The sequence below is a fragment of the Streptomyces sp. NPDC029138 genome, from assembly GCF_055564375.1.
The window spans coordinates 68020-91359 of record NZ_JBVHWM010000027.1; the positions used below are offsets into that span (position 1 = coordinate 68020).

At 72.9% G+C, this 23340-nt stretch carries 24 protein-coding genes and 2 pseudogenes; 8 read left to right on the forward strand and 18 right to left on the reverse strand.

The window, feature by feature from the left end; translation table 11 throughout:
- Positions 1–4 precede the first annotated feature (4 nt).
- Complete coding sequence (locus ACZ4WH_RS21760) at positions 5–895, forward strand: RNA polymerase sigma factor SigF (RefSeq protein WP_468182875.1); 891 nt, start codon at positions 5–7, stop codon at positions 893–895.
- Positions 896–918: 23 nt separating this feature from the next.
- Here ACZ4WH_RS21760 and ACZ4WH_RS21765 read toward each other — a convergent pair whose 3' ends face one another.
- The gene (locus tag ACZ4WH_RS21765; protein ID WP_468182816.1) at positions 919–1398 is read right to left on the reverse strand and encodes an ATP-binding protein; all 480 of its coding nucleotides are present in this window, start codon (positions 1396–1398) and stop codon (positions 919–921) included.
- Between the two features lie 594 nt (positions 1399–1992).
- Positions 1993–2403, reverse strand: coding sequence for a hypothetical protein (locus ACZ4WH_RS21770; RefSeq protein ID WP_468182818.1), 411 nt, complete (start codon positions 2401–2403; stop codon positions 1993–1995).
- Positions 2404–2749: 346 nt separating this feature from the next.
- Here ACZ4WH_RS21770 and ACZ4WH_RS21775 point away from each other — a divergent pair, with 346 nt between their 5' ends.
- Positions 2750–3133 (forward strand): nuclear transport factor 2 family protein, encoded by a 384-nt coding sequence (locus ACZ4WH_RS21775; protein WP_468182820.1) that lies wholly within the window; start codon positions 2750–2752, stop codon positions 3131–3133.
- A gap of 115 nt (positions 3134–3248) precedes the next feature.
- On the opposite strand, the gene mgrA is transcribed toward ACZ4WH_RS21775, so the two are convergent.
- The gene (mgrA, locus tag ACZ4WH_RS21780) at positions 3249–4241 is read right to left on the reverse strand and encodes an L-glyceraldehyde 3-phosphate reductase (RefSeq protein WP_468182822.1); all 993 of its coding nucleotides are present in this window, start codon (positions 4239–4241) and stop codon (positions 3249–3251) included.
- A 111-nt stretch (positions 4242–4352) separates the two neighbouring features.
- On the opposite strand from mgrA, the gene ACZ4WH_RS21785 reads away from it, so the two are divergent.
- Together ACZ4WH_RS21785 and ACZ4WH_RS21790 are read left to right on the forward strand one after the other, a co-directional pair.
- Positions 4353–5267, forward strand: a complete 915-nt coding sequence (locus tag ACZ4WH_RS21785) for a LysR family transcriptional regulator (protein ID WP_468182824.1) — start codon at positions 4353–4355, stop codon at positions 5265–5267.
- A gap of 182 nt (positions 5268–5449) precedes the next feature.
- On the forward strand, positions 5450–5965 hold the full coding sequence (locus tag ACZ4WH_RS21790; protein ID WP_468182825.1) for a mycothiol transferase: 516 nt from the start codon (positions 5450–5452) through the stop codon (positions 5963–5965).
- Here ACZ4WH_RS21790 and ACZ4WH_RS21795 read toward each other — a convergent pair.
- From ACZ4WH_RS21795 to ACZ4WH_RS21835, 9 genes are all read right to left on the reverse strand, one after another.
- Positions 5947–7017: an adenosine deaminase gene (locus ACZ4WH_RS21795; RefSeq protein ID WP_468182827.1), complete on the reverse strand. Its 1071-nt coding sequence runs from the start codon at positions 7015–7017 to the stop codon at positions 5947–5949. The two genes, ACZ4WH_RS21790 and ACZ4WH_RS21795, sit on opposite strands and share 19 nt — an antisense overlap.
- 46 nt (positions 7018–7063) lie before the next feature.
- The gene (locus tag ACZ4WH_RS21800) at positions 7064–7453 is read right to left on the reverse strand and encodes a VOC family protein (RefSeq protein ID WP_468182828.1); all 390 of its coding nucleotides are present in this window, start codon (positions 7451–7453) and stop codon (positions 7064–7066) included.
- Between the two features lie 749 nt (positions 7454–8202).
- Positions 8203–9141: a M48 family metalloprotease gene (locus ACZ4WH_RS21805; RefSeq protein WP_468182830.1), complete on the reverse strand. Its 939-nt coding sequence runs from the start codon at positions 9139–9141 to the stop codon at positions 8203–8205.
- Entirely contained in the window at positions 9138–9518 is a 381-nt protein-coding gene (locus tag ACZ4WH_RS21810) for a BlaI/MecI/CopY family transcriptional regulator (RefSeq protein ID WP_132790437.1), read from the reverse strand. The genes ACZ4WH_RS21805 and ACZ4WH_RS21810 overlap by 4 nt, the downstream gene beginning before the upstream one ends.
- A gap of 335 nt (positions 9519–9853) precedes the next feature.
- Entirely contained in the window at positions 9854–10759 is a 906-nt protein-coding gene (locus ACZ4WH_RS21815) for an aldo/keto reductase (RefSeq protein WP_468182833.1), read from the reverse strand.
- A 33-nt stretch (positions 10760–10792) separates the two neighbouring features.
- A complete protein-coding gene (locus ACZ4WH_RS21820) occupies positions 10793–11503 on the reverse strand; it encodes a chitinase (protein WP_468182835.1) in 711 nt (236 codons plus the stop codon).
- Positions 11504–11723: 220 nt separating this feature from the next.
- Positions 11724–13046: an aldehyde dehydrogenase family protein gene (locus ACZ4WH_RS21825; protein WP_468182837.1), complete on the reverse strand. Its 1323-nt coding sequence runs from the start codon at positions 13044–13046 to the stop codon at positions 11724–11726.
- A 121-nt stretch (positions 13047–13167) separates the two neighbouring features.
- Positions 13168–14385 (reverse strand): RNA polymerase sigma factor, encoded by a 1218-nt coding sequence (locus ACZ4WH_RS21830; protein ID WP_468182839.1) that lies wholly within the window; start codon positions 14383–14385, stop codon positions 13168–13170.
- A gap of 16 nt (positions 14386–14401) precedes the next feature.
- A complete protein-coding gene (locus ACZ4WH_RS21835) occupies positions 14402–14752 on the reverse strand; it encodes a YciI family protein (protein WP_468182841.1) in 351 nt (116 codons plus the stop codon).
- Between the two features lie 238 nt (positions 14753–14990).
- On the opposite strand from ACZ4WH_RS21835, the pseudogene ACZ4WH_RS21840 reads away from it, so the two are divergent.
- Together ACZ4WH_RS21840 and ACZ4WH_RS21845 are read left to right on the forward strand one after the other, a co-directional pair.
- Positions 14991–15812: pseudogene (locus tag ACZ4WH_RS21840) on the forward strand (acyl-CoA dehydrogenase family protein); the annotation flags it as partial.
- Positions 15813–16308: 496 nt separating this feature from the next.
- Positions 16309–16503 (forward strand): annotated as a pseudogene (locus ACZ4WH_RS21845) (acyl-CoA dehydrogenase); the annotation flags it as partial.
- A 435-nt stretch (positions 16504–16938) separates the two neighbouring features.
- Here the strand turns inward: ACZ4WH_RS21845 and ACZ4WH_RS21850 are convergent.
- From ACZ4WH_RS21850 to ACZ4WH_RS21865, 4 genes are all read right to left on the reverse strand, one after another.
- Positions 16939–18078: an LLM class flavin-dependent oxidoreductase gene (locus ACZ4WH_RS21850; RefSeq protein WP_468182843.1), complete on the reverse strand. Its 1140-nt coding sequence runs from the start codon at positions 18076–18078 to the stop codon at positions 16939–16941.
- A gap of 111 nt (positions 18079–18189) precedes the next feature.
- The gene (gene ssuE / locus ACZ4WH_RS21855) at positions 18190–18744 is read right to left on the reverse strand and encodes an NADPH-dependent FMN reductase (protein WP_468182845.1); all 555 of its coding nucleotides are present in this window, start codon (positions 18742–18744) and stop codon (positions 18190–18192) included.
- Positions 18745–19151: 407 nt separating this feature from the next.
- Positions 19152–19235, reverse strand: a complete 84-nt coding sequence (locus tag ACZ4WH_RS21860; RefSeq protein WP_468182877.1) for a putative leader peptide — start codon at positions 19233–19235, stop codon at positions 19152–19154.
- Positions 19236–19360: 125 nt separating this feature from the next.
- On the reverse strand, positions 19361–19537 hold the full coding sequence (locus ACZ4WH_RS21865) for a hypothetical protein (RefSeq protein ID WP_468182847.1): 177 nt from the start codon (positions 19535–19537) through the stop codon (positions 19361–19363).
- A gap of 256 nt (positions 19538–19793) precedes the next feature.
- Between ACZ4WH_RS21865 and ACZ4WH_RS21870 the strand changes: the two genes are divergently transcribed.
- Together ACZ4WH_RS21870 and ACZ4WH_RS21875 are read left to right on the forward strand one after the other, a co-directional pair.
- Entirely contained in the window at positions 19794–21170 is a 1377-nt protein-coding gene (locus ACZ4WH_RS21870; protein WP_468182849.1) for a cryptochrome/photolyase family protein, read from the forward strand.
- A gap of 118 nt (positions 21171–21288) precedes the next feature.
- On the forward strand, positions 21289–21723 hold the full coding sequence (locus ACZ4WH_RS21875; protein ID WP_468182850.1) for an SPW repeat protein: 435 nt from the start codon (positions 21289–21291) through the stop codon (positions 21721–21723).
- A 156-nt stretch (positions 21724–21879) separates the two neighbouring features.
- On the opposite strand, the gene ACZ4WH_RS21880 is transcribed toward ACZ4WH_RS21875, so the two are convergent.
- Both ACZ4WH_RS21880 and ACZ4WH_RS21885 read right to left on the reverse strand, forming a co-directional pair.
- Positions 21880–22647, reverse strand: a complete 768-nt coding sequence (locus ACZ4WH_RS21880) for an ArsR/SmtB family transcription factor (RefSeq protein WP_468182879.1) — start codon at positions 22645–22647, stop codon at positions 21880–21882.
- 116 nt (positions 22648–22763) lie between these two features.
- Positions 22764–23276, reverse strand: coding sequence for a GNAT family N-acetyltransferase (locus ACZ4WH_RS21885; RefSeq protein ID WP_468182852.1), 513 nt, complete (start codon positions 23274–23276; stop codon positions 22764–22766).
- Positions 23277–23340 lie beyond the last annotated feature (64 nt).

Here is a 23340-nt window from a genome sequence, read left to right on the forward strand (position 1 = left end):
GGTAATGAACACCGCCGCCGGGATCCGGTCGGAAGCAGAGGTCGTCGAGCAGACCGAGCAGGACAGGACGGGCGAGGGATCACTGCCTGGCATCGCGGACCCCGCGTCCGTCGCCCCACGGGACGCACGGGAGCTGTCCCGCCAGTTCTTCCGCCGGCTGACCGAGCTGGAGGAGGGGACGCACGAATACCAGTACGCGCGCAACACGCTCATCGAGATGAACATGTCGCTGGTGCGGTTCGCGGCCGGACGGTTCCGGGGCCGTGGCGACGACATGGAGGACATCGTCCAGACCGGCATGATCGGCCTGATCAAGGCCATCGACCGGTTCGAACTGGCGCGCGAGGTCGAGTTCACCTCCTTCGCCCTGCCGTACATCGTCGGCGAGATCAAGCGGTTCTTCCGGGACACCACCTGGGCCGTCCATGTGCCGCGCCGGCTCCAGGAGCTGCGGGTGGAGCTGGCCAAGGCGCGTGAGGAGCTGTCCAGCCGGTTGGACCGGGACCCGACCGTCGCCGAGCTGGCCACGCTGATGAACATCTCCGAGGACGAGGTGATCGAGGCCCAGCTCGCCTCCAACGGCTACAACTCCGCCTCCCTGGACGCCGCGCTCACCGGTGACGGCCCCGAGGACGGCGAGGCGGTGCTGGCCGACTTCATCGGTGTGGAGGAGGAGGGGCTGCGGCTCGTCGAGGACTTCCACGCGCTCGCCCCGCTGATGGCGGAGCTGAGCGACCGTGACCGACAGATCATCCACCTGCGGTTCGTGGAGGAGGCCACCCAGGCGGAGATCGGGGAGCGGCTGGGGTGCTCCCAGATGCACGTCTCCCGGCTGATCAAGCGGATCATCGCCCGGCTGCGGCAGGGGATGCTCGGCGAACTCGGCTGCGCCTGACGTCTCAGTCGGTCCGTGGCGGGTCAGTCGGTCTGTGGCGGGCCGTCCCCGTTCCGGCTGAGCGGGAAGACGGCCCGCACCCGCTTGCCCACGGGCACCCGCTCGACGGTGACCTCCGAGGCCAGGGCGTTCACGATCTCCAGCCCGTGCCTTCCGACGCGCTCGGGGTCCTTCGGGTAGCGGCGGGGCAGGGCCGTGCTGCTGTCGTACACGGACACCGCGACCGAGGTGTCCGTGCCCTCCAGCTCCAGGATGTAGGGGCCGTTGCTGTGCCGGTCGGCGTTGGTGACCAGTTCGCTCACCATCAGAAGCAGCTCGCCGTCGGCCCGGCCGTCGGCGGTCGCGCACCATTCGGTGCGCAGCTGTTGGAGGAACTGGGCCGCGAAGGCGCGTGCCTCGGCGATGCATCCGGCTTCGCCGGTGTAGTGCGCCGCGCGCCGCAGCGGCTCCACGGGTACGTCGAAACCAGTCGGTATCACTGCCCCGCCCAGGTGCTCGGTCATGCTGTCTCTCTCGGAAAACCCGGTCCGGCCGGTCGCTGTTGCACCAGTCCTCGTACCCCGAGCCTGGCCCACCAGTCCACCGGATCCGTTCGCCGACCGCGCACAGTGGCGAGGGTCACGGCGTACGCCGGTCACGGCAGGCCGGCAGGGACCGGGGCGACGGTTCACGACCCGGCCGAGCCCGGCACCTGAGGCTGCTCACCGGCCTGCTCCGGCTGCTGACCGGTCCACTCCGGCTGCCGGCCGGTCCGCTCCAGCTGCCGGCCGGGCGGGCGGGCGGCCCGGTACTCGGCCGGCGCCTGCTCGGTACGGCCCGGCAGAGGTCAGAGGCCGCGGATCGGCGGTGCCGTCGGTCTCGCGGCGGTGGGCGGGTCCTGGGGGACGGCGACGAGGAGGCGGCCGTCGACCGTCCGGGGCCTCCCAGGCGGGCATGCCGCGCGGCGGGACGACCTGCGGGGGCCGGAATCCGGGAGCGCTCATCGCCTGCCCGCTTCCCCCGCGCGGACGGCGCAACCAGCGCACGCACGCCCGAATTCCATCGATTCGCTCACCTGCGCGCCCCGCGCGACGGGCGAGGCGGAGTGGGGCGGCCGGTCAGGCGACGGGTACGACCAGGGCCGGGATGGTCCGCTGCATGCGCAGGGCGTCGACGGACTCGGCGAGCAGCTCGTACTCGGTGGTGTCGTCGCCGGTCGCGATGCGCACCAGCCTCCCCGCGGCCAGCTCGTCGGCGACCAGCTCCTGCTGGGCCGGGTCGCCGCACCAGGAGCGCAGGACGGCGGGCACGTCGGGCACGGTGTCCGCGACCGGGACGAGCGCGCCCGGCGGGAAGTGCCCGGCCTCGGGTCGCGGGTCGAGGCGGTCGGCGATCCAGTTGGCGCGGTCGCGCAGCCACCACAGGGCCAGGGCCAGGGTGGGCGCCCGATAGGTGCCCAGGGGCACTCCGATGCGCTGTCCGCCGCAGGTGCCGTACGCGGTGACATGGCACAGGAACTCGTCGTGCATGCGCACTCCCCCGTCGCGTCGTTCGCCTGCCGGCTGGCCTCGCTTTCGGTGCGGCTCATCTGCGGTGCGGCCGTGTGCGGTGCGTGATCGGAACCTCGCTGGAAGTGAAGTCCTCACAGTCGAGTATGTTCACTACTGAACCACTGTCACCATGGCTTTCCGGCCAGTCTCTTGGCATATTCAGCGCCGGTTCTGGCCGAAATGAGGCGGCCTACGGCCCCAGGCCATGACCCCGGAGGTAATCGACCCGGCCCCCGCTCCTCCCGCATGGTGGTCACACCGGATCGGCGAACCCCGGATCCGGGACCTGACCAGCAGAAACGACCTCGATGGAGGATGCTTCGCCATGGCCGTGCACACCGACCGTCACGAGAACGCCGCCGCTCGTTACTTCGAGGCCTGGAACGCCACCCGGCCGGAGGACATCGCGAAGGCCGTCGCCGCCGCCTGGACGGAGGACGGCGGCTACACCGACCCGCTCGTGGAGGTCCACGGGCACGAGCAGATCGCGGCCGTGATCGCGGCGGCCCACGAGCAGTTCCCCGGCTTCGTGTTCCGCCCGCTCGGCGCGGTCGACGGCCACCACGACACCGCGCGCTTCGGCTGGGAGCTGGTGAACGAGCAGGACGGCTCGGCGCCGGTGGCCGGGTTCGACGTGGTCACGCTGGACGACGAGGGCCGCATCCGGCAGGTGCTGGGATTCCTCGACCGGGTACCTGCGGGCGCCTGACCAACACCGGCGCCGTCGCCTTCGGGGAGGGCGACGGAGTGAGGGTACGGCTGAGGGAGCGGCCACGGTCGTCGCGGCCGCTCCCCCGAACCGTCGGTGCTGCGGTGCTGCGGTGTTACGGCCGGACGATCGCGTCGATCCGCGCCAGTTCGTCGGCGTCGAAGTCGAGGTTGCCGATGGCCGCGACGCTGTCCTCGATCTGCCGCGCGCTGCTCGCGCCGACCAGGGCGGACGTCACCCGGCCGCCGCGCAGCACCCAGGCGAGGGCGAGCTGGGCCAGGGTCTGGCCGCGGGACTTGGCGATCTCGTCCAGCGCGCGCAGCCGGGCGACCAGGTCCTCGGTGACCGCGTCCGAGTTCAGGAACGGGCTGTCGCTCGCGGCCCGGGAGTCCTCGGGGATGCCGTCGAGGTAGCGGCCGGTGAGCAGACCCTGCTCCAGCGGGGAGTACACGATGGAGCCGACCTGGAGCTCGTCCAGGGCGTCGAGCAGGCCCTCGTCCTCGGGGCGCCGGTCGAGCATCGAGTAGCGCGGCTGGTGGATGAGGAGTGGCGTGCCCAGCTCGCCGAGGATGCGGGCGGCCTCGCGGGTCTGCTCGGCGGAGTAGTTCGAGACACCGACGTAGAGGGCCTTGCCCTGCTGCACCGCCGTGTGCAGGGCACCCATCGTCTCCTCCAGGGGAGTGTCCGGGTCGAAGCGGTGCGAGTAGAAGATGTCGACGTAGTCCAGGCCCATCCGCGTGAGGCTCTGGTCGAGCGAGGACAGCAGGTACTTGCGCGAGCCCCACTCGCCGTACGGGCCGGGCCACATCAGATAGCCGGCCTTGGTGGAGATCACCAGCTCGTCGCGGTATCCGGCGAAGTCCGCCTTCATCGCCTCGCCGAAGGCCGACTCGGCGGCGCCGGGCGGCGGGCCGTAGTTGTTCGCGAGGTCGAAGTGCGTCACGCCGAGGTCGAAGGCGCGGCGGAGGATGGCCCGCTGGGTCTCGACGGGCCGGTCGGGCCCGAAGTTGTGCCACAGGCCGAGCGACAGGGCGGGAAGCTTCAGGCCGCTGCGTCCGGTGCGCCGGTAGGGCATGTCGGCGTAGCGGTCGGGGTGTGCGGTGTACAACGCGACTCCAGAGGGGTTGGCACACGATCTACCGGTGCCACTCTTCCCCGAGCGGCGGACAGCGGTCCAACAGAAGAATCCGATGGAATTCAGCGGCTAGGCTTCTCAATCATGGAACTGCGCCATCTCCAGCACTTCGTCGCGGTCGCCGAGGACCAGCACTTCACCCGGGCCGCCGAACGCCTGATGGTGTCCCAGTCGGGCCTGTCGGCGTCCATCCGGGCGCTGGAACGGGAGCTGCGGGCGCCACTGTTCGTGCGGACCACCCGCAGGGTGACGCTCACCGAGGCGGGGCGCGCGCTGCTGGTGGAGGCCGAGCGGATCCTGGCGCAGGTGCGCTCCGCGCACGAGGCGGTGGCGGCGGTGCAGGGCGTGCTGCGGGGCACTCTGGCCGTCGGCACCGAGCAGTGCATCGCCGGGGTGCACGTGGCCCGGCTGCTGGCGGCCTTCCGGCGCCGGCACCCGGACGTCGAGATCCGGCTGCGGCAGGCCGGCTCGGGCGCGCTGGCCGAGGAGGTCGCGGCCGGGCGGCTCGACCTGGCCTTCGCCTACCGCACCCAGGCCGACACCGACCAGCTGCGCTCGGTGGCGCTGACCAGCGAGCCGATGACGGTGCTGTGCCACCCGAGCCACCGTCTGGCCTCCGCCCCTGCCGTGCTCGGCCCGGCGGACCTCGCCACGGAGGTCTTCGTCGACTTCCACCCCGACTGGGGTCCGCGCCGCAGCACCGACGCCGCGTTCGACACGGCCGGCGTCCGGCGCACCGTCGCGCTGGAGGTCAACGACGTGCACAGCCTGCTGGACCTGGTGGACGAGAACCTGGGGATCGCCGTCGTACCCCGGCACTTCCGGCACAAGCGGCCGACGCTCGCGGCGCTCCCGCTGAAGGGCGCGGGCGAGACCGCGTACGAGACGGTCGCCCTGCTGCCGCCGGAACGGGCCACGAGCCCGGCCGCGCGAGCGCTGGTCACGCTGCTCGAAACAGGGGGCCTGGCCGCGCCCCAGGACGGCGTGCGGCCGTCCTGATCGGCGGCCGGCCGCCGCGGATTCCCGCCCGTCAACCACGGCGACGACGGTCGGGAGTCGCTCACGACAGCCGACGAGGCGTCATCTCCCGGAGGCCTGCGGCCGGTGGACAGCACGGCTCCGCCTCTACGGAACCCTGGTTCCGGGCGCATGAGCGGCGGCGATTTGCGATGGTGGACGGTATGCATGCAAAGGACATCCTCATCGACGGCTACGGCCGCATCCAGGAAGAAGTCCATGCCGCCCTCGACGGCCTCGGCCCGGACGAACTGCACCACCGCCCGGCCGCCGACGCCAACTCCATCGCCTGGCTGGTCTGGCATCTCACGCGGGTGCAGGACGACCACCTCGCCGACGCCTTCGACCTGGACCAGGTGTGGCTCGCGCAGGGCTGGGAGAAGCGTTTCGGCCTCGACCTGCCCCGGCACGACACCGGTTACGCGCACACCCCCGCCAAGGTCGCGAAGGTGCGGGTGGCGTCGGCGGACCTGCTGACCGGGTACTACGACGCCGTCCACGAACAGACCCTCGGCTGCCTGCGCGGGCTGGCCGCCAAGGATCTGGAACGCGTCGTGGACGAGCGCTGGGACCCCCCGGTGTCGCTGGGGGTCCGCCTGGTGAGCGTCCTGTCCGACGACCTTCAGCACATCGGACAGGCCGCCTACCTCAGGGGGCTGGTTCAGAGCGCGGCCGCGTAACCCGGCAGGACGACGTCCTCGATGAGGGCCTTGCGCTCGTCGAACGGGGCGAACGCGCTCTTGAGGGCGTTCACCGTGACCGTGCGCAGGTCCTCCACGGTCCAGCCCGCCTGCTCCACCAGCAGGGACATCTCCCGGGTCATCGTCGTACCGGACACCAGACGGTTGTCGGTGTTCAGGGTGACCCGGAAGCCCAGGTCCTTCAGGACGGTGATCGGGTGCTCGGCGATCGAGGTCGCGCAGCCCGTCTGGAGGTTGGAGGTGGGGCACATCTCCAGGGCGATGCGGCGGTCGCGCACCCAGGAGGCGAGGCGGCCGAGCTTGCCGTCCACGATGTCCTCGGTGATGCGGACGCCGTGGCCGATGCGCTGGGCGCCGCAGACCTGGACGGCCTGGTGGATGCTGGGCAGGCCGTGCGCCTCGCCGGCGTGGATGGTGAAGGGCACGCTCTCGCGGCGCAGGTGCTCGAAGGCGTCGAGGTGGTCGGCGGGCGGGAAGCCGTCCTCGGCGCCGGCGATGTCGAAGCCGACGACGCCCGCGTCGCGGTAGGCGACGGCCAGGTCGGCGGCCTCGCGAACGCGGTCGAACATGCGCATGCCGCACAGCAGGGTGCCGACACGGACGGGTGTACCGGCGGCGGCGGCCTTGGCCATACCGGCGGCGAGACCTTCCTGCACGGTCTCCACGACCTCGCTCGTCGTGAGCCCGCCGCTCGTGTTCAGTTCGGGGGCGTAGCGGACCTCGGCGTAGACGACGCCGTCGGCGGCGAGGTCGAGGACGTACTCCTCGGCCGTGCGCAGCAGGCCCTCGCGGGTCTGCATGACGGCGAGGGTGTGCTCGAAGGTGGCTATGTAGCGGACCAGGTCGCCGGAGTTGGCGGCCTCGAAGTACCAGGCGGCCAGCTCGTCGGGGTCGGTGGTGGGCAGGGTGTGGCCGACCGCGGCCGCGAGCTCGACGACGGTGGCGGGGCGCAGGCCGCCGTCGAGGTGGTCGTGCAGGACGGCCTTGGGGAGCCGGCGGAGGGTCTCGGTGTCGATGCGGGACGCGGTCATGGGCGTGTCGTTTCCTCGGGTCTTCGGGCAGGTGGTGCGGTGTGGGTCAGTGGCCGGCGGGCTGGAGCAGATCCCAGCGGTTGCCGTACAGGTCCTGGAAGACGGCGACCGTGCCGTACGGCTCGTGGCGCGGCTCCTCCAGGAAGGTCACGCCGGCGGCGGCCATCCGGGCGTGGTCGCGGGCGAAGTCGTCGGTGTGCAGGAAGAAGCCGACGCGCCCGCCGGTCTGGTCGCCGACGCGGGCCCGCTGCTCCTCGTCCTTCGCCCGGGCCAGCAGCAGGCCGGGGCCGTCACCCCCGGGCTCCACGACGACCCAGCGCGAGCCGTCGGGACGCGGGGCGTCCTCGACGAGACGGAACCCGAGAGCTTCGGTGTAGAAGCGGATGGCCTCGTCGTAGTCCAGCACGACGAGGGCGACCAGGGCGACGCGACGCATGGCGACCTTCCGGTGGGGGTGGTTAGCCGGTGAGGTTATACGTAAAACTTCCGGGGCGCCAGTCCGGTTCTACGCGCGTTGCGGGGTGGGGTTGGCGGGGCGCCCGGCGAGGATGGCGGGTGTCGCCGGGCGGAGTTGGCTGGGGTCGCCGGGCGAGGGTGGCTGGGATCGCCGAGCGGGTTGGCGGGGGCGCCCGGCGAGGATGGCGGGGTCGCCGGCTGGGTGTTCCGGGGCGCCGGGTCGGGGGCGCACGGGCGTGCCCGGGCAGGTTGGGACGGAGGTCGTCGGGCGGGTTCGCACGGGCGTCGTCGGGGCGGGTTCGCAGGCGCGTCGTCGTACTGCGTCCAGCGGGCGGGCCTGGCGGGTTCGCACGCGCGCCGTGGGCGGTTTCGGCGCGGGCGGCCCGAGCGCTTTCACGTGCGTCACCGGGCGATTTGTGATGCGCCTCGGCGAACCGTTCGGCACGCGTGCCGCCGGACGGTTCCCGGCGCGCGTCGCCGGGCGGGATTCCCGTACGTCGTCGAGCGATTTCCCGCCCACGTCGCCAGGCGGTGTCACCGCCGGTCGCCAGGCCGTTTCGTGCGGGCGTCGGTGACGGGGTGCGCGCGCGTTGCTGGGCGTTTTTCTCGTGGGCGGGTCGGCGGTCCCCTGTGGGGCGGACGGGCGGTGGTCGCCTGGTGGCGCCCGGGGGCGTCTTCTGCCTGCTCTCCGTGCTTCCACATCGCCACGCGGAGCGGGGAAGCTTCGTGTCAGGGGGTTTCGTCGCCCTGGGCGATCTCCACGCGGTGGTGGACGTCGGCCGTTCCGGTGGCCGAGGCCACGCAGGACAGGGCGGTGCAGGCTACGAGGAGCGCGGAGATCGCGCGGGCGGGGCGGGGGCGGGGTGCGCGTGGGGTGGTCAGCAGGGCCTGGACGCGCCGCGGGACGGGGCCCGTGGTCGCGCCGGGCGCGAAGCCGGGGCGCGCGGAGCGGGCGGCCTGCCCGGCGAGGGCGGCCCGGGCGATGGCGCGGGCGACGAGGCGCCGGTCACCGACCGAGGAGGCGGCGGCCTCGTCGGCGGCGCGCTCGGCGGCCAGCCGGATCGTCACGCGGACCGGACGCAGCGCGGGGTGGCAGTGCGCCGCGAGTTCGGCGGCGGCGAGGGCGTAGTGGTGGCGGCCCGCGTTGTGCGCCCGCTCGTGCGCGAGCAACGCCTCCCGCTCGGGACCGTCCAGGCTGCGCAGCATGGCCGTGGTGACGACGACCCGGTGCGGGCGGCCCGGCAGGGCGTAGGCGTCGGGGCGCGTCGAGTCGACCACGCGCAGGTCACCGGCGGCGGCTGCGCCCGCGGCCTCCGCACGGGCCGCCCGGAAGGCACGGGCCTGGCCCAGGCCCGAGCGGACGAGACTCCACCCGCACACGGCGAGCGCGCCGGCCGAGGCGAGGGCGGCCGGGACGACGAAGGCGTCGGAGGCGGTCCGCAGCGGATGGACCAGTTCGCCGAGCGTGGCGAAGACCGGCAGCTTGAGCAGCCCGGTCAGGACGAACGTGCCGAGCGCCAGCGCCGAGCAGCCGGCGAGGAGCACCGCGCAACCGGTGACCGACCAGAGCGCGGCGACGGGGGTCAGCCGGTCCAGGGCCCGGCGGGCCAGGGGCGGCAGCGCGCACGGCAGCAGCAGCGGCAGGAGCAGCAGGAGCAGGGCGGTCATCGGCCGTCGGATTCGAGCAGGTCCCGCAGGATGCGTTCGTCGTCCGGGCTGAGCTGGGCGACGAAGCGGGCGAGGACCGTCTCGCGGTCGCTGTCCCGGTCCAGCTCGCTGTGCATCCGGCGGGCGGTGAGGCCGTGGGCGTCCTGGACGTCCTGGGCGGGGAAGTAGGCGTACCCGCGGCCCTGGCGCCGCCGGTGGACGACGCCCTTGTCGTGCAGGCGGGTGAGGATCGTCGTCACCGTCGTACGGGCGAGGTCCGCACCCAGGCTCAGCTGGACCTGGCCGGGGGTCTGGGGTGCGCCGGCGGCCCAGAGCGCGGCCAGGACGCTCGCTTCGAGCTCACCGGCCGGCCGGCGTTCGTCCTTGGCGTCGGTCATGGGGAGGTTCTTCACCGTCTTCGTGTGCGGTCCCGGCAGGGCGTCTACGCCATCGTAGTCAGCCTGACGCCGCCCCCACCGCCCGCCGGCATGATCATGCGCCGGTGTCCGGCAGGCCCGAGGCGGCGCCCCACCGCCTTCCTCGGCGCGGTCGTCCGGTCACCGTACGGCTCGCGGACGGCACCGAGGCCGAGGCGGACCCGCCCGCACCGCCGACCCGTTCACGGACAGGACCCGCCGGGACCCGCACAAGGGCCCCGGACGGTCCGGCGTACACCTGTTCCGTCGTTTCTGCGCGACGCCTTCCTCAGGTGCTCCGTGACGCCGACCGCCGGTCACCCCGCCTGCGCTCGGCCCTCGTCGAGCCGCGCGACCTCCTCCTCGCTCAGCCGCAGCGCGCCGGCCGCGACGTTCTCCACCAGGTGGCCGGGGTCGCCGGTGCCGGGAATGGCGAGGACGTGCGGGCCCTGGTGCAGTGTCCAGGCGATGCGCACCTGCGCGGGGCTCGCGCCGTGGGCCCGGGCGACGGAGAGCACCGCGTCGTCGTGAGCGGTCGTCGCACCGCTCTCTCCGGTCGCTCCGGCCACGGCGTAGAAGGGGACGAAGGCGATGCCTTGCTCGCCGCACAGCCGCAGCACCTCGTCGTCCACGGGATCGGGCCGGTCCACGGCGTACCGGTTCTGCACGGACACCACCGGCGCGATGGCCAGGGCCTCGGCGAGATGCCGGGGTTCTACGGCGGAGATCCCGAGGTGCCGGATCAGACCGGCCTCGCGCAGTTCGGCCAGGGCACCGAAGTGTTCGGCGATGGAGTCCTGGCGCATCCGGCGGAGATAGACGATGTCCAGATGGTCCCGCCCGAGCTGGCGCAGGTTCTCCTCGACGTGCCCGCGCAGCTGGTCGGGCCGGGCGGAGGTGCCCCACTCGCCGTGGTAGTCGCGGTAGGGGCCGACCTTGGTGGCGATGACCAGGTCGTCGGGGTACGGGGACAGCGCGGTGTTGATGAGTTCGTTGGCGGAACGCAGCGACGAGAAGTAGAAGGCCGCCGTGTCGATGTGGTTCACACCCAGCTCGACCGCCGTGCGCAGGACCGCGAGGGACCGATCCCGGTCGCTCGGGGTGCCGAGGTGGAAGGCGGCGCTGCCCGTCAGCCGCATCGCGCCGAAGCCGATGCGGTGGACGGGCAGGTCGCCGAGTCTCCAGGTGCCGGAGGCGTCCGCGGTGATCGTTTCTGCTGTCATCGGCGGAGTCTCGCACACGCCCCCGGCCGGTCGTCAGCAGTACAGGTTGGCGCCCGGTGAGACCCCGAGGACCTGGGCGAAGCGCTGGTAGGCGGAGACCCGGCTCTGCACCTGGGCGGGGTTCTTGCCGTCGCACTCCAGGGAGCCGTTGATGCTGCGTATGGTCTGCCCGAAGCCGGCACCGTTCACCATGGCGTTGTGCGGGGTCATCGTGCCGGGCCCGGTCTGCGTGTTCCAGTACCACAGGCCGGTCTTCCAGGCCACGGAGGCGTTGTTCTGCACCAGCGAGGGGTTGTTGAGCAGGTCGATGCCGAGCGCGTCACCGGCGGCCTTGTAGTTGAAGTTCCAGGAGAGCTGGATGGGGCCGCGCCCGTAGTAGGCGGCCTGGCCCGCCGGACAGCCGTACGGCTGGCTCCAGTCGCAGTAGTGCGGATAGTTGGCGGTGTTCTGCTCGACCACATACACCAGACCGCCGGTCTCGTGGCTGACGTTCGCGAGGAAGGCGGCGGCCTCCTGCTTCTTCACGGTGTCGCTGCCGGTGTTCGCGAAGGCCGGGTAGGCGCTGAGGGCGGCGGTCAGACCGCTGTAGGTGTAGAAGGAATTCCGGTTCGGGAACATCTGGTTGAACTGCGCCTCGCTGACCACGAAGCCGGCGGCGGAGGCCGTGGGAGCCGCCTGGAGCACCAGGGCGGAGGTGCCCAGGGCGAGCGAGGTCAGGAGCGCGGCGATGCGGTGCCTCAACATGGACCAACTCCTTTGCGCGGCACGGCCGCACCCACGGAGGTGGGGGCGGCCGTGGTGGGGGGTTGGGCCTACTCAACCGCGTTGGTCTGTACCAGTCAAGGGTGTAGACCAGTCAATCGCCGACCGGTTGCTTCGGTGAACAGCGGTGGGGCGCGGGGAAGTTGGGCACAGATGTCGGGCCCGGCCGCGCAGGCGGCCGCGCCCGGACCCACGGAGGGCGTCAGCTCAGCGGCTTGACCAGGACCGCCTTGCGGTGGCTGAACGTCTCGACGGAGTAGCGGCCGTGGTAGTTGCCCATGCCGCTCTCCCCCACCCCGCCGAACGGCAGGTCGGAGACGGTGAGATGAGCGAGGGGCAGGCCGTGGCCGAGTCCGCCCGAGGAGGTCTCGGCGGCGATGCGCTCACGGGTCTCGTCCGACTCGCTGAAGACGTACAGGGCGAGCGGCTTGTCGCGGTCGTTGATGAAGTCGATCGCCTCGTCCAGGCCGGGCACGGTGACGATCGGCAGGATGGGACCGAAGATCTCCTCTCGCATGACGGGCGACTTCGGGTCGACGTCCGCGAGGACGGTGGGCGCGATGTACTTCGTCGCCCGGTCGCCGACGCCGCCGACGGCGACACGGCCCGAGTCGAGCAGGGCGGACAGCCGGTCGAAATGGCGCTCGTTGACGATCCGGCCGTACTCCGCGCAGGGCTGCGGGTCGGCGCCGAACAGGCCCTGGATCGCGCGGACCAGCGCGGCCTCCAGGCCGACCGCGGTCTCCGGGTCGGTCAGGACGTAGTCCGGGGCCACACAGGTCTGGCCCGCGTTGAGGAACTTGCCGCGGGCGAGCCGGTCCGCGACCGTGTCCAGGTCGGTGCCGCGGTCCACGAACACCGGTGACTTGCCGCCCAGTTCGAGGGTGACCGGGGTGAGGTGCTCGGCGGCGGCCCGCATGACGACGCGGCCGACGGCGCCGTTCCCGGTGTAGAAGATGTGGTCGAAGCGCTCGGCCAGCAGGGCGGTGGTCTCCGGGACGCCGCCCTCGACGACGGCGACCGCGTCGGTGTCCAGGTAGGCCGGGATCAGCTCGGCCAGGGCGGCGGAGGTGGCGGGGGCCAGCTCGCTCGGCTTGGCGACGACCGCGTTGCCGGAGGCCAGCGCGCCGACCATGGGGGCGAGCAGCAACTGCGCCGGGTAGTTCCAGGGGGCGACGACGAGGACGACACCCAGCGGGTCGTACTGCGTCCAGGCCGTGGCGTCGGCGCCCAGGTGCGCCGGCACGGGCGCGGGCTCGGGGCGCAGCCAGTCCGCCAGGTGCTCCAGGGTGTGGTCGATCTCCCGGACCGTGAAGTCGATCTCGGTGCGATAGGCCTCGGTGCTGCTCTTGCCGAGGTCGGCGTGGAGGGCGGCGGCGAGGTCGGCGCCGCGTTCCGTGAGCATCGCGCGCAGCCGACGCAGCTGGCCGGTGCGCCACTCGACCGGCTTGGTGCGGCCGGTGCCGAAGGTGGCGCGCAGCCGCGCCACGACGTCGGCGGGCTGCTCGGGGAGGGAGTCGTTCACGGGTGCCTCGCTGGGGTGCGCCGGCCGCTTCGGGCCGGGCCTCGGATTCCGGTCAGTCAGATGTAAAGGCCAACCTTTCATGTTCTCAAGTTAATTCCGAGTCGCGTGGGGGTGAGGAGGGTCACGTCGCCGTACGACCCGTCTCCCACCGTCCCGTCTCCCGCCTTCGGCGCTCCAGGTACGCCCGTTCGGCCTCGCTCGGAGCCAGTTCGGCGGCGTGGCAGTACTCCGCTGCCGCCTCGGCGGTGCGGCCCAGTCGGCGCAGCAGGTCGGCGCGGACGGCGTGCAGCACGTGATACCGGCCGAGGCCGAGCGCGTCGACCAGCTCCAGGGCCGTCGCCGGCCCCTCGGTCTCCGCGACCGCGACGGCCCGGTTCAGGGCGACGACCGGGGACGGCGCCACGGCCATCAACTGGTCGTACAGGGCGAGGATCTGGCGCCAGTCGGTGGCGGCGGCGGTGGGCGCGTCACTGTGCACCGCGTTGACGGCGGCCTGGATCTGGTACGGCCCCGGCCGGTTACGGCGCAGGCAGCGGCGGACCAGTTCCTGGCCCTCGGCGATCAGCGCCCGGTCCCAGCGGGCGCGGTCCTGCTCGGGCAGCGGGACGAGGACGCCGTCCGCGTCCTGCCGGGCCGGCCGCCGGGCCTCCACGAGCAGCATCAGCGCCAGCAGACCGGTGACCTCGGGTTCGTCCGGCATCAGCTCGGTGAGCAGCCGGCCGAGGCGCAGCGCCTCGGCGCACAGCGCGGGATCGCCGGTGTAGCCCTCGTTGAAGATCAGGTAGACGACGGCGAGGACGGCGGAGAGCCGGCCGGGCAGGTCGGCGTCCCGGGGCACGCGGTACGGGACGCCCGCGTCCCGGATCTTGGCCTTCGCCCGCACCAGTCGCTGGGCCAGGGTGGCCTCGGGCACCAGGAAGGCGCGGGCGATCTGCGCGGTGCTCAGACCGCCGAGCAGGCGCAGGGTGAGCGCGACCCGGGACTGCGGGGCGAGCGCGGGGTGACAGCAGGTGAAGATCAGCCGGAGCCGGTCGTCGCGCACGGGGCCCTCCTCGGGCGGTGCGTCGGGGGCGTGCAGCCGGGCGGCCTCGGCGTGCCGGGCGTCCCGGGAGGATTCCCGGCGCAGCCGGTCGACGGCCCGGTTGCGGGCGGTCGTGATGATCCAGCCGGCCGGGCTCGGCGGCACCCCGGTCGCCGGCCACCGGGTCACAGCCGTGGCGAAGGCGTCCTGGACCGCCTCCTCGGCGAGGCCGATGTCGCCGAGGAAGCGGACGAGGACGGCGACCGCGCGCCCGTACTCGGCGCGGAAGACGGCCTCGATGTCGGGGGTCTCGGCCATCGGTGCCGCTCCGCCGTCAGTGCTGGTCCACGAAGGGCCGTACCTCGATGGGCAGGGTGGTCGCGAGGGCGGCCTTACGACCCCACTCCAGGGCCTCGTCCAGGTCGGCGGCCCGGATGAGGCACAGGCCGCCCAGGTACTCCTTGCCCTCGGCGTACGGGCCGTCGGTGACGAGCACGTCACCGTCCTTCGGGCGGAGCATGGTCGCGGTCTCCGGGCCGTGCAGACCGCCGGCGAAGACCCAGGCGCCGGCGGCGCGCAGTTCGTCGTTGAAGGCCTCGACGTTGCGCATGATCTCGGCGAGGGCTTCGGGACCGGGCGGGGTGCCGCCGGCCGGCTGGACCACGCTGAGCAGGTAGTGCTTCATGACGTCCTCCAAGGCGTCGGGCCCGGGGCGGGCTCTGTGTCACCTCCTACACGAACGACCGGGCCCCGGATCGACACCGCGCGCCACGGTCGCGGAAAAAAATCTCCGGACCACCGGTTCCGGAAGACGGGAAGCCCGGTGGGCGGCAGGCGGCAGGCGGCAGGCGGGACGGCCGGGGGGCCAGCGGGTGGGACGGCCGGGCGGCCAGAGGGTGGGAAAGAACGGAAGAATCTCCCGTATGGACCTCACCTCGCATCCGCTCGTCGTCCGCGCCCGCCGGCTCGCCACGGACCTGCTGGTCCCCGAGGCCGAGCGGGTCGACCAGGAGTGGGTGCCCGCGAGCCATATCGAGGCGGTGAAGCGGTCGGGGCTGCTCGGGGTGGCCGCACCGGCGGAGTACGGCGGCGCGGGGGCGCCGTCGGCGGTGCAGCGGGAGATCGCGGAGATCCTGGCCGGGGCGTGCTGCGCGACCTGGTTCGTGCAGACCCAGCACCACACCCCCGTGCAGACGCTGGCGCGCAGCGAACTCCCGGTCCGCGAGCGGCTGTTGGGCCCGCTGGCCCGTGGGGAACTGCTGTCCGGGGTGGCGTACGCGCACCTGCGGTCGTATCCGCGCCGCCCGGTACGGGTCCGCCGGGAGGGCACCGGCTGGCGGTTCGACGGAACCGTCCCCTGGTACACCGGGTGGGGCCTGAACGACGTCATGCTGCTGGCCGGGGTGACCGACTCCGACGAGGTGCTGTTCGCCTTCACCGAGGCACGCGAACAGCCGGGGCTGCGGGCCTCGCCGCCGATGCGGCTGGCGGCCCTCACCGCCACGCGCACGGTGTCGCTGGAACTGGACGGCCTGTGGCTGCCCTCGGACGCGGTTGCTCTGCACACGCCGTACGACACGTGGGCCGCCGGCGACCGGGTCAAGACCCTGACCACCAGCCCGGCGGTCTTCGGCGTGGCGGAGGCCGCCCTGTCCCTCCTGGACGACGACACGGCGACCCCACTCCGCTCCCACCTGACGGACGTCCGCCAACGGGCCTACGCATTGACCGACGCACCGGTGCCTGAGGCCTGGGGAGGGGGCCTGGGGGCAGCGGGGGGCGAGGGGGCTGGGGAAGGGCTGACGGTGCGGGGAGAAGGGGCCGGGGAAGGCCTGGCGGTGCGGGGAGAAGGGGCCGGGTATGGGCTGACGGCGGGGGCCCGGGAAGGCCTGGGGGCGCGGGGAGAGGGCGCTGGGGACGGCCGGGCAGTGCGGGACGTGAGGGGCAGTGAAGAGGTGAGCGGGCGTGGGGGCCGGGGTGGGGAGCGGACGGCCGGAGCCGACCACCGGGGCGGGGAACCGGCAGCCGGAGGTGACCACCCAGGCGGGACATGGGCACCCGGAGCCGACCACCGGCGGGGGGGCACCGGCAGTCACACCGAAGCACCGAGCGGCGGAAGGGCCGACGGCACCCGACCACCCGGGCGGGGCACGACCGACCGAACCCGACCACCAGCCCTGGGCACCGCCGACCGGAACCGACCAACAGGCTGGAGCACAGCCGACCGGGTGGGACGACTGGGTCGCCGAGCGGCTGGCCGTGCGCGCGGAGGCGTACGACGTGCTGCGTGCGGCCACCACCGCGGCGGTGGTGGCCGGCGGCGGCCGCGCGATGGCCCTGACGAACCGCGCCCAACGCCTGGCCCGCGAGGGGCTGTTCCTGCTGGTGCAGGGCCAGACGGCGGAATCGCGCGCGGCGCATCTCCGGGCGCTGAGCGGGGTACCGACCGCCACGGGAGAACGTGGCCGGGCCGAAGAACGGCACCGAGCCGAAGAACTCGGCCTGACCCGAGAGCGGGACCGGACCGAAGAACGCGACCGGGCCCGAGAGCGGGACCGATAGGAGCAGCCGCTTCCGGCCGTCCGCTTACGCCCCGACACTCCTCTCCCCACCGCTCCCGCCAGCTTGCGCGCCCACCCCTCCCCGACCAGCACCCCCCGGCCTGCACCCCGGCTCTCCTCCACCGCTCCCGCCAGCCGGCGCGCCGCCCCTCCCCGACCAGCACCCCCGCCAGCCTGCACCCCGACACTCGCCCGACCACCCCGCTCGCCGGCCTGCACCCCGGCCCTCCGCCGCCCCACACACAGGCCTGTGCCCCTGACAGTCGGCCTGTGCCCGGCCCGGTTGGCCGGGCAGCTGTCGGCGACCTGTTCAGCCCGCGAACGGCACCTTTGCCGAAGCGGCAGACCTGCCGTCAGGATGGGCCCACAGCCCCTGCGCGGCGAGCCGGGGCAGGACGCCCTCGCCGAACCAGTAGGCCTCCTCCAGGTGCGGGTAGCCGGAGAGGACGAACTCGTCGATGCCGAGGGCGTGGTACTCCTCGATGCGCTCGGCGACCTCGTCGTGGCTGCCCACCAGGGCCGTGCCCGCGCCGCCGCGCACCAGCCCGATGCCGGCCCACAGGTTGGGGTGGATCTCCAGGCTCTCGCGGCTGCCGCCGTGCAGCGCGAGCATCCGCCGCTGGCCCTCCGACTCGCTGCGGGCGAGGCCCGTCTGGACGGCCCGTACGGTCTCCGGGTCGAAGCCGTCGAGCAGCCGGTCCGCCTCCGCCCAGGCCTGTGCCGAGGTGTCCCGGGTGATGACGTGCAGCCGGATTCCGAAGCGCGGGTTACGGCCGTACCGCGCGGCGAGCTTCCGGATCCAGGCGATCTTCTCGGCCACCTGTGCGGGCGGTTCCCCCCAGGTGAGGTACACGTCGGCGTACCGGGCCGCGACCTCGCCGGCGGCGGGCGAGGAGCCACCGAAGTACACCTCGGGGACCGGGTCGGGCAACCGGCTCAGCCTCGCCTCCTCCACCCGCAGATGCTCGCCGTGCAGGTCGACGCTCTTGCCGTCCCACAACTGCCGCACGATGTGCAGGAATTCGCCGGTACGGCGGTACCGGGCGTCCTTGTCTAGGAAGTCGCCGTAGGCCCGCTGCTCGTGGCTCTCGCCGCCGGTGACGACGTTGAGCAGCAGCCGTCCGCCGGTCTGCCGCTGGAAGGTGGACGCCATCTGGGCGGCGAGCGTCGGTGAGAGGAAGCCGGGCCGGAAAGCGACCAGGAACTTCAGTCGCTCGGTGTGCCGGCTGACCATCGCGGTCGTCAGCCACGCGTCCTCGCACCATGCGCCGGTCGGGGTGAGCGCGCCGGCGAAGCCCAGGTCTTCGGCGGCCCCGGCGATCTGGCTCAGGTAGGCGACGGTCGGCGGCCGGTCCCGGCCGGAGGCGGTCGCCGGGGTGCCGTGGCCGCCGCCGACGACATGGCGGCTGTCGCCGTTGGTGGGCAGGAACCAGTGGAAGGTGAGGGACACGTGGGGTCTCCGATCAGGGCAGGCCGTGCCGGGGCGGCCGGGGCGAGCGGTGCGGCGCGAAGCGCCTCGTCGGGGGTGTCGGTGGACGCGGGCACTCGGCGGCCAGGGCCGTCAGCTCGCGGCCGCCAGCAGCGGGGTGCGGTTCAGGGCGGCGGCGAAGTGGTCCACCACGTGCCCCAGGGCCTCGGCGGTGGTGGGCGCCAGGGTCACCGAGCCGTCCTCCCGCACGGTGATGTCCTTGTCGAGGGTGAACCAGCCCTGGACTATGTGCGCGGCACCCATGGAGTTCAGCACCGGGCGCAGGGCGTAATCGATGGCGAGGACATGGGCGGTGGAGCCGCCGGTGGCGAGCGGCAGCACGGTCTTGCCGGTCAGCGCGTACTGCGGGAGCAGGTCCAGGAGCGCCTTGAGGACACCGGAGTACGACGCCTTGTAGACGGGGGTGCCGACCACGACGCCGTCGGCGCGGGCGAACAGCTCGGTGGCCTCGACCACGGCGGGATGCCGGAAGTCCGCGCCGAGCAGGGCCTCGGCCGGGACGGTGCGGACGTCGAGCGGGATCACCTCGTGGCCCTGGGCGGTGAGCCGCTGGTCCAGGTGGCGCAGCAGACGGCCGGTGCGCGAGGAGGCGGAGGGGCTGCCGGAGACGGACAGGACGGTGGCCATGGGTGCCTCGTTTCTGGGGTGCGCCGGGCACGCGCGTACGGCGACGGGTGCCCGGTGAAGTCGGAGGGGAGCGGATTCCGGCTCGGCGGTCAGGCGTGGCCGGGGGCGGAGGCGGAGGCGGGGACGGATTCCGCTCCGGTGCCGGCTCCGGCGGGGATGTCGGCGTCGGGGACCCGGCAGGCGGATTTCACGGATGCTCCGGGCATGCGGAACTCAACGCACTCCACCGACTCGAAAAACCCCAGAACTCCAGGAATTCCAGGGACTCAAGGGACTCCAGGAACTCCTGCCGCGGGTTTGTCCGGCGGCAATTTCGGGCACGCCGAATTCCGGCCCGGACAGGGTGCAAAGGGCAGGCGAGCCAGGAGTGTGGGGAGGCCCGACGGGACCGGCGGGGAGAGTGCGGATCAGACCGTGGGCCAACAGGAGGCGCTGGAGACGCGCGCGAGGTCGACATGGCGTCGCCGCGTGAGGTCCAGTCGCATCGTCATGCCATGATCGTGGCAGCAGTCGGCGACGGCCGTCAAGGAAATCCCGACCGGTCTCGTATAGCGGACCCTGGAATTACATGAAGGCGTGGCAGGAAAACCGGGAAATCGCCTGCGGGACCGGCGCCTCAGGCGCGGTCGTCCTCCTCATGGCGCTCGACCACGACGAGGAAGGCGTCCGACTTCAGGTCCATCACCACGGTGGCCGGTTCGCCCTCGGCGCGTCGGGCGGCGGCGTACTCCTCCGCCGGCCACGATCCACGCGGAGCCCCTGCGGGGAATCGCTCCAGAACCTTGGCGCTCATGGTGGCGGACACCTCCGGTACGGTCGAAGGAAACGTACATCCTGTACTGCTCCGCCTGCCCCGAACCGCTGCGGACATGTCACCTCACCGACGGCTCTGCCAACGGCCCGCCGGGCCCCCGGCACCCGGCACCCGCACGCTGGTTCCCGCACCCGCCCGCCTGGTCCCCCCGCCCGCCCGCCGGAGCCGCCAAGGTCGGCCGGAGCCACCGCGCCGGAAGCGCCGACCGCCCCGCCCCTCCCCCAGGAGCCGCACCATGGCTGTCTCGGTCGTCCTCTTCACCGCCGACCTGCGTCTGCACGACCACCCGCCCCTGCGGGCCGCGCTGACCGGCTCCCGCCAGGTCGTGCCGCTGTTCGTGCGCGACCGGGGGGTGGCCGCCGCCGGGTTCGCGGCGCCCAACCGGCTGGCGTTCCTCGCCGACTGCCTCCGGGACCTGGACGCGGGACTGCGGGAGCGCGGCGGGCGGTTGGTGGTGCGCTCCGGCGACGCCGTCGAGGAGGTGTGCGCGGTGGCCGCGGCGGCGGACGCCGACGAGGTGCACATGGCGGCCGACGCGAGCGGCTACGCCCAGCTGCGGGAGCGGCGGCTGCGGCGCGCCCTGGAGGTCGGCGGGCGGCGGCTGCACGTCCACGAGTCCGTGACCACGGCGGTGGCGCCTGGTGCGGTGACCCCGGCCGCCTCGGACCACTTCGCGGTGTTCACGCCGTACTTCCGGCACTGGTCGGGGCAGCGGTTGCGGGGCGTCCTCGACGCGCCTCGCTCGGTCCGGGTGCCGCCGGGCATCGGCTCGGAGGAACTGCCGTCCCGGGCCGCGGGCCCGGGGGTCTCGCCGGGTCTGGCCGAGGGCGGCGAGGCGGCCGGCCGGAATCGGCTCGCCGCCTGGCTCCGCTCCGGCGTCGCCGCCTACGCGGACCGGCACGACGACCTGGCCGGGGACGCGACCTCCCGGCTCTCGCCGCACCTGCACTTCGGCACGCTGTCTCCCGTCGAACTGGTCCACCGGGCGCGCCGGGCGGGCGGTCCGGGAGCGGAGGCGTTCGTACGGCAGATCGCCTGGCGGGACTTCCACCGCCAGGTGCTGGCGGCCCGGCCGGGCGCGGCCGCCGCCGACTACCGCACCCGGCACGACCGCTGGCGCTCCGAGCGGACGGCCCGGGAGGACATCGAGGCGTGGCGGGAGGGCAGTACCGGCTATCCGGTGATCGACGCGGCGATGCGCCAGTTGCGGCACGAGGGATGGATGCACAACCGGGCCCGTCTGCTCACCGCGAGCTTCCTGACGAAGACGCTGTACGTCGACTGGCGCGTCGGCGCCCGGTACTTCCTGGAGCTGCTGGTGGACGGGGACGTGGCCAACAACCAGCTGAACTGGCAGTGGGTCGCGGGCACCGGCACGGACACCCGTCCGAACCGGGTCCTCAACCCGGTCGCCCAGGCCAGGCGGCACGACCCCGACGGTGTCTACGTGCGGCGCTGGGTGGCCGAGCTGGCGGACGTCCCGGGCGCGGCGGTCCATGAGCCGTGGAAGCTGCGGGACGCGGACGGGACGCGCGTCGGCGCGTACCCGGCCCCGATCATCGGCCTCGCGGACGGACTGACCCGCTTCACGCGAGCCCGGAGCCGCGACTGAGCGGCACACTTCGTCCACCTCTACACATAAAGAAGAAATAAGGGCAAACTGGAGTATGCGGCGCTTAACGCTGCCGCACCAGACGCGGTCTGGCCTGCAAAGTCAAAGGAGACGACTCATGGCCAACTTGCACAGGGGTGACATAACGAGCCACCCCGATGTCTCCGAAATGCGGGACCGCTACGCCCGCATGCTCGGCGGTCGTGATGTGGCGCTCGTGGACGGGCCGGTCTTCCTGCTCGGCCTCTACTGCGCCGCGTCCCCGTGGATCCTGCACTACACCGCGAGCCAGCCGGCGCTCGTGACCCACAACCTCATCGTGGGCATCGCCATAGGCCTGCTGGCACTGGGATTCACCCGGGCACCCGAGCGCATGTACGGCCTCAGCTGGGCCATGTGCGCCCTGGGCATCTGGATGATCATCGCTCCGTGGATCGTGGGCAGCGGCCCGGACACGGGCGTCATCGTCAACAACATCGTCATCGGAGCCCTGGCCCTCGTCCTCGGACTGATTTGCGCCGGTACGGCGGCGAAGAGCACCACCAGGCCGTAGAAGAGCCGTAGAAAAGCCGTAGAAGAGGAGATCGAGGAAAGGAAGGAAAGAACGCGGGCCGGTCCGCCCCCGGGCGGACCGGCCTCCGCGTGCCCGCGTCCGCTCAGCGGACGGCACCGGCCACGACTGTCAGCGGGACGGCACGAGCCACGGCTGTCAGCGGGACGGCACCAGCCACGGCTCCTGCGGCAGGGTCCGGCCGGTCTCCAGCAGCGACTTCAGGTTGGACAGGACGGCCGGCCAGCCGGACGCGACGTCGGCTCGCTCGCCCTCGTCGTTGAGATCCTCATGGGTGACGGTCAGCCGCACGATGTCCTCGTGCGGCCGGATCTCGAAGGTGACCCGGGAGTGCCGGTCCTCCTGCCCCTCCTGGTCGGGCGCGGCCCAGGTGGTCACCAGCCGGGTCGGCGGCTCGCTCTCCACGACCCGGCCGACCACGTCGGCGATGCCGGAGCCGTCGGTGCGCATGTGCTCCCAGCGGGAACCGGGCCGCCAGTCGGAGACGTTGCGATGCCCCCAGTAGGCGGCCGTCAGGTCGGCGTCGGTGAGTGCCTCCCAGACCTTCTCGGGCGTGCTCGCGATGTAGGTGACGTACACGAAACGGGGCTTGTCGGTCATGGCTTCCTCGGCTCGTCGCTTCACGGCGCCGAGCGCGGCGAGGCGCGGGCGCTCGAACTTGTCGATCCACCGCTCCTGGATCTCGTGGAGCGGCACGGGGTTGAGGTAGTGCAGCTTCTCCCGCCCCCGCCGCACCGTGCTGATCAGGTTGGCGGCCTCCAGGACGGCCAGGTGCTGGGTGACCGACTGGCGCGTCATGGCGATGCGCTCGCACAGCTCGCCCAGGGTCTGGCCGTTGTTCTCATGGAGCCGGTCGAGCAGGCGCCTGCGCGTGTCGTCGGCCAGCGCCTTGAAGACGTTGTCCATCCGGGTGTCGTCCTCCGATCGCACACTCCACGTTATGCAGGCAGTTGCCTGCACGTCAAGGAGGCCCCGCCCGGACCGCCAGGTCAGCCGGTTCGCCGGGTCGCCGGGTCGCCGGGTCAGCCGGTCACAGTGAGGGAGATCCACACGTCGGGAGGCAGATCCGGCCGGCCCGGCACCGGCCGTGGCTCCTGTGTCCACGCGTCACCGGCCAGGCCCTCGGCGACCCGCGGCCAGAAGCCGACAGCCGCCGGGTTGTCCTGCTGGAAGGCGATCTCCCACGGCCCGGGGTGCCGGGTGAGCACCTCGCGCACGGCCCGCAGCCCGATGCCCCGGCGCCGGGCGCCGCGCACCACGAAGAAGCTGTTCAGCACGCGGACCGGGCCGTCCAGCCCCCGGACGAAGGCGAACCCGGCGGGGCGCTCCTCGCAGGTCAGCAGGTACGGCGCCCAGCCCGGCTCCGTGAAGGCGTATGCCACGCGTTCACTGCGGAAGGTGCCGTCGGCGGCGGGCAGGAGGCCCGTGAACTCGGACAGATCGTGGCGGAACATCAGCCACAGCCGCTCCACGGCGGGCCGGTCCTCGGGGGTCGCGGGGCGGACGGTGACGTCCGCGGTCATGATGTCGGTCATGAACCAAAGCCTCCCCGGCGGACTGAGGCCCGGCCGGGGAGGTGCGCTTCGATGTCGGTAACTC

Bases quoted from the DNA above. Each gene is read 5' to 3' on its own strand.
- ACZ4WH_RS21760 (WP_468182875.1), top strand. From the start codon at position 5: ATGAACACCGCCGCCGGGATCCGGTCGGAAGCAGAGGTCGTCGAGCAG.
- ACZ4WH_RS21765 (WP_468182816.1), bottom strand. From the start codon at position 1,398: ATGACCGAGCACCTGGGCGGGGCAGTGATACCGACTGGTTTCGACGTA.
- ACZ4WH_RS21770 (WP_468182818.1), bottom strand. From the start codon at position 2,403: ATGCACGACGAGTTCCTGTGCCATGTCACCGCGTACGGCACCTGCGGC.
- ACZ4WH_RS21775 (WP_468182820.1), top strand. From the start codon at position 2,750: ATGGCCGTGCACACCGACCGTCACGAGAACGCCGCCGCTCGTTACTTC.
- ACZ4WH_RS21785 (WP_468182824.1), top strand. From the start codon at position 4,353: ATGGAACTGCGCCATCTCCAGCACTTCGTCGCGGTCGCCGAGGACCAG.
- ACZ4WH_RS21790 (WP_468182825.1), top strand. From the start codon at position 5,450: ATGCATGCAAAGGACATCCTCATCGACGGCTACGGCCGCATCCAGGAA.
- ACZ4WH_RS21795 (WP_468182827.1), bottom strand. From the start codon at position 7,017: ATGACCGCGTCCCGCATCGACACCGAGACCCTCCGCCGGCTCCCCAAG.
- ACZ4WH_RS21800 (WP_468182828.1), bottom strand. From the start codon at position 7,453: ATGCGTCGCGTCGCCCTGGTCGCCCTCGTCGTGCTGGACTACGACGAG.
- ACZ4WH_RS21805 (WP_468182830.1), bottom strand. From the start codon at position 9,141: ATGACCGCCCTGCTCCTGCTGCTCCTGCCGCTGCTGCTGCCGTGCGCG.
- ACZ4WH_RS21810 (WP_132790437.1), bottom strand. From the start codon at position 9,518: ATGACCGACGCCAAGGACGAACGCCGGCCGGCCGGTGAGCTCGAAGCG.
- ACZ4WH_RS21815 (WP_468182833.1), bottom strand. From the start codon at position 10,759: ATGACAGCAGAAACGATCACCGCGGACGCCTCCGGCACCTGGAGACTC.
- ACZ4WH_RS21820 (WP_468182835.1), bottom strand. From the start codon at position 11,503: ATGTTGAGGCACCGCATCGCCGCGCTCCTGACCTCGCTCGCCCTGGGC.
- ACZ4WH_RS21830 (WP_468182839.1), bottom strand. From the start codon at position 14,385: ATGGCCGAGACCCCCGACATCGAGGCCGTCTTCCGCGCCGAGTACGGG.
- ACZ4WH_RS21835 (WP_468182841.1), bottom strand. From the start codon at position 14,752: ATGAAGCACTACCTGCTCAGCGTGGTCCAGCCGGCCGGCGGCACCCCG.
- ssuE (WP_468182845.1), bottom strand. From the start codon at position 18,744: ATGGCCACCGTCCTGTCCGTCTCCGGCAGCCCCTCCGCCTCCTCGCGC.
- ACZ4WH_RS21860 (WP_468182877.1), bottom strand. From the start codon at position 19,235: ATGACGATGCGACTGGACCTCACGCGGCGACGCCATGTCGACCTCGCG.
- ACZ4WH_RS21865 (WP_468182847.1), bottom strand. From the start codon at position 19,537: ATGAGCGCCAAGGTTCTGGAGCGATTCCCCGCAGGGGCTCCGCGTGGA.
- ACZ4WH_RS21870 (WP_468182849.1), top strand. From the start codon at position 19,794: ATGGCTGTCTCGGTCGTCCTCTTCACCGCCGACCTGCGTCTGCACGAC.
- ACZ4WH_RS21875 (WP_468182850.1), top strand. From the start codon at position 21,289: ATGGCCAACTTGCACAGGGGTGACATAACGAGCCACCCCGATGTCTCC.
- ACZ4WH_RS21880 (WP_468182879.1), bottom strand. From the start codon at position 22,647: ATGGACAACGTCTTCAAGGCGCTGGCCGACGACACGCGCAGGCGCCTG.
- ACZ4WH_RS21885 (WP_468182852.1), bottom strand. From the start codon at position 23,276: ATGACCGACATCATGACCGCGGACGTCACCGTCCGCCCCGCGACCCCC.